This window comes from Gordonibacter pamelaeae 7-10-1-b, from assembly GCF_000210055.1.
GTDB lineage: Bacteria > Actinomycetota > Coriobacteriia > Coriobacteriales > Eggerthellaceae > Gordonibacter > Gordonibacter pamelaeae.
In genome coordinates, this window is the sequence record NC_021021.1 from 3,338,446 (window position 1) to 3,341,576 (window position 3,131).

Consider the following 3,131-nt stretch of genomic DNA (forward strand, 5'->3'; position numbering starts at 1 on the left):
CGCGGCCGTTGCGGCCGAGTCGGCGTTCCCGGCACCGGCCAAGGGCAAGCCCGTCGAGGCGAGCGTCGACCCGAAGACCGGCGACGTGACCGTCAACGAGGACGTGGTCGTGCGCTATTCCGGCTGCGTGGGGTGCTACTGCTCGTGCGGCAACCGCGTGAAGCTCGACCGCGAGACGGGCAGCGTGCTGGGCGTGGGCGGCAACCCCTACAACCCGGCCGATGCGTACCCGTTCCTGGACTTCGAGGCGCCCCTCACCGAGGCGTACCAGTCCTTGAGCTACGCCAACGGCAAGGGCAACCAGCTGCGCGGCACCGTGTGCGGCCGCGGCAACGGCACGTTGGACGGCTACACCCAGCCCGACCGCATCACCGTGCCGCTCAAGCGCGCCGGCAAGCGCGGCGAGGGCAAGTGGAAGGCCATCGGCTGGGACCAGCTCATCAAGGAGGTCACGGAAGGCGGCAAGCTGTTCGCCGAGATCGGCGAGGACCGCGAGGTCATGGGCTTCAAGGAGCTCCATGACACGAAGACGCCGATGAACCCCGACGAGCCGGGCCTCGGCCCCGTGTCCAACCAGCTGGTCATGCTGGGCAGCCGCTCGGACGGCCGCGGCAACTTTAGCAGCCGCTTCGCCTCGACGTTCGGCACGATCAACGCCTACGGGCACGCCAGCAGTTGAGCGGTCGCCAACTCAGCGAGTTCGCTGGCACAAGCAGGTAAGAACGGCCTCACCCCCGAGCCGGAGGAGGCCGAGTACGCAATCTGGCTGGGCGCCTTCCCGGGCGGCAGCATGATCAACTTCCAGAGCTCCGGCAAGCGCACGCTCAAGAACCTCGCGGCCGGGAAGCTCAAGATCGACGTGCTCGACTGCACGCTCGCCAACGGTTCCGTGACGCCCACCATCCCGGGCATCAACTGGATACCCATCAAGCCCGCCACGAACGCCGCGTTCTGCGCCGCGCTCGTGCAGAAGATCATCGCCGACAAGACCTACAACGCCGACGCCATCTCCTTCACCACCCAGAAGGCGGCCGTCGAGGGCGGGTACGGCGCCTACACGAACGCCACGTACCTGGTCATCGTCGACGAGAACCATCCGAACTACCGCAAGCTCATGCGCGCGGCGGATGCGGGCATCGACGCGCCCGAGGAGAAGGACAAGGACGGCAAGGCGGTCGAGCAGTACGTGGTCATCGACGCTGCCACCGGGCAGCCGGCGCTGCACTCCGCGTGCAGCAAGGGCACGCTCGAGTTCGAGGGCGAGGTGAACGGCGTCGCGGTGCGCACCGGCTTCTCGCTCCTCACCGAGACGGTGAACGAGTACACCATGGACGAGTACGCCGAGATCACCGGCGTGTCCGTGGAGGACCTGGAGCGCATTGCCCGCGAGTACACCTCGCACGGCACCCGCGTGGGCATCTGCCACAAGGGCGGCTCGGCTGCCTCGGTCAACGGCATCGACACGGTCATGGGGGCCGCGGTGCTCCATGCCATCGTGGGCGCGAACCAGATGATCGGCGGCAACGCCCCCAACAGCCCGGCACCTACGACGACGGGCAACGGCAAGCGCTACAAGCTGGGCGCCATCGAGGGCAAGCCCGACGTCTCCACGAAGAACGCGTGCTACATCTCGCGCACGGTGAAGGCCTGGAAGAAGACCGACGAGTACAAGAATCGCGTGGCGGCCGGCGAGAAGGACCCCAAGCCGCTCATGCCCTGGTTCGCCAACGGCGCGGCCTCCGACAGCCAGGCGCTGCTCTCCATCGTGAACAAGTACCCCTACCAGGCGAAGATCCTCACCTCCTTCATGTGCAACACGATCCAGGCCACGCCGGGCGCCATGCGCGACGAGGTCGTGGAGCGTTTGTGCGACCCCGAGGTGCTGCCGCTGCACATCGTGTGCGACGTGTTCGTGGGCGAGCACGCCCAGTACGCCGACTACATCGTGCCCGACGTCACCCCCTACGAGAGCTTCGGCCTGCCCACCACGGGCACCACGTTCACCGGCTACGGCACCACCGTGCGCTGGCAGGTGAAGGAGCCGGAGAGCATGAAGCTGGCCGACGGGCGCCATGCCAGCTGGGAGACGTTCCTGGCCGACGTGGCCGAGGCGTGCGGTCTGCCCGGATGGGGCGAGGGCGCCATCAAGGATGTGGACGGCAAGGCGTGGCCGCTGCGCGATGCCGCCGACTTCTACCTGAAGGCGGTCGCGAACCTGGCCTACGCCGAGGAGCCGGTGGCCGACATCGACGCGCAGGAAGCGCACCTCCAGGGCCTCGACGAGCTGCCCGACAGCTTCAAGGCGGCCGTGTCCGACGAGGAGTGGCCCAAGGTGCAGAGCGTGCTCTCGCGCGGAGGGCGCTACTGGCCCATGTCCTACGTGCACGACGCCGACGGGAGGCGCAGCCGCGGGTACCAGGACGAGAACCAGGCGTACTTCTACAGCGAGAAGCGCGCGACGAACAGGAACTGCTACTCGGGAAAGCAGCTGCCCGGCACGCTGCGCTACAACCCCGAGACGTTCACCGACCTGTCGCCCATGGAGGACCACTTCTCGCGCGAGGAGTACCCGTTCGGCGCCTCGGAGCACAAGCCGCGCTTCCGCTCCATCTCCATGCTGTCGAACAGCCCGGTCATGCGCGACCTGTGCAGCCACAACTACATCGAGCTCAACCGCGAGGACGCGGCCGAGCTGGGCATCAAGGACGGCGACTTGGTACGCGCCACCACGCCGCTCGGCGACGTGAGCGAGGGCGTCGCCATGGTGCGCGCCGGACAGGTGAAGGGCGCGTTCGCCCTCGCGTTCGGCTACGAGCACCAGAACTACGGCGCCCAGGACATCGAGGTGGACGGCAAGGCCACGAAGGGCGACCCGGCCATCGCGGCAGGCGTGCGCATCCACCAGATGCTCGACCCCACGGTCACGGGCGTCACCGGCGACGACGTCATCAGCATCATCGCCGAGAACGACGCGGCGTCGCCCGGCCGTTGCGGCGGCATGTTCAAAATCGAGAAGGCTTAAGGGGGTAAGCGATCATGAACGAGAAAAAGCTTGGCATGCTGATCGATCTCTCCCTGTGCATCGGCTGCAACGCGTGCACCGTGGCCTGCAAGCGCGAGAACGACGTGCC

General features: G+C 67.5%; 1 protein-coding gene and 1 pseudogene. Both read left to right on the top strand.

Annotated elements, in window-relative coordinates; genetic code table 11:
- Positions 1-679 (top strand): annotated as a pseudogene (locus GPA_RS15320) (molybdopterin-dependent oxidoreductase); the annotation flags it as partial.
- A 111-nt stretch (positions 680-790) separates the two neighbouring features.
- Complete coding sequence (locus tag GPA_RS15325; RefSeq protein ID WP_015540429.1) at positions 791-3,022, top strand: molybdopterin dinucleotide binding domain-containing protein; 2,232 nt, start codon at positions 791-793, stop codon at positions 3,020-3,022.
- The last annotated feature ends 109 nt before the right edge of the window (positions 3,023-3,131 follow it).